Raw genomic sequence first — 849 nt, 5'->3', positions numbered from 1 at the left:
TGTGGATGTCAGAGCTAATTGGCATGGTTCTGTCAGCGGTAAATGTCATCACGGCCAAGCTATTGCGACTGCCCTTCCGAAAGGCCCTCGCCGAACACCCATTCGGCGAACAGCGGACGCAAGTCCCGGCCGCTCGCTTCCTCCATCGCCCGCTTTAGGTCTATGCTGGTGACCGTGCCGCCCGCATGGTCACGGGTGTAGCGGCGCAGGCCAGACCAGAACGCGGCATCGCCGAGCGTGACCCGGAGCTGCGCCATGAACAGCGCGCCCTTGCTGTATTGGATCGCGCGTCGGACGCCCAATGTCGGGTAGGTGCCGTTCCAAGCCAGCGGCTTGTCAAAACCCATCGCTCGCGCCTTTTCAAACCGGCTTCTGGCTTCATTGAGTTCGGCTTCATACGCGGCGCGACCGTAGCGATGCTGCTTCCATGCGGCCGTCATGAATGTCGTGATGCCCTCGTTCAGCCAGAAGTCCTTGAGGGTTTCGCATGTGATCAGGTTGCCCCACCATTGATGGGTAAGTTCGTGTACGATGGCCCAATCCTGCGACGGATCATCTGGCTGCCTCGGCAGCGCATCGCTGCCGAGGACGGAGTATGTCGCCGCCTCCTGCGCCTCATCGCCTTCGACCAGAAGCTGGCTGTAGTCGGCAACCGGAAGCGGCATGCCCGCCTTGGCGGAGAGAAAGGCGACCATATCCTTTGTCCCTGCCAAGCGTCGTTTCAGCTCGCCCGCGTCGGCAGTGTTGCTCAGATAGGTGAGCCTTTTTGATCCGACCCGTTCGCTGACCCGCGTGAGTCGACCCACCGCAAAGCCGTAAAGATAGGCCGAGTAGGGCCGAGGCGCTTTC

Annotated in this window: 1 protein-coding gene; it reads right to left on the bottom strand. The window is 61.4% G+C overall.

Features of this window, described 5'->3' with window-relative positions; translation table 11 throughout:
- Positions 1-59: 59 nt before the first annotated feature.
- Positions 60-849: M1 family metallopeptidase (locus EWH12_RS21975; RefSeq protein ID WP_165363714.1), on the bottom strand; the 790-nt coding region annotated here is incomplete at its 5' end.

Origin of the sequence: Sphingobium cupriresistens, assembly GCF_004152865.1 — a bacterium.
In the GTDB taxonomy this organism is placed as follows: Bacteria; Pseudomonadota; Alphaproteobacteria; order Sphingomonadales; family Sphingomonadaceae; genus Sphingobium; species Sphingobium cupriresistens.
Note: the sequence above shows the minus strand (reverse complement) of the source record. Positions and strands in the feature narration are given on the sequence as shown.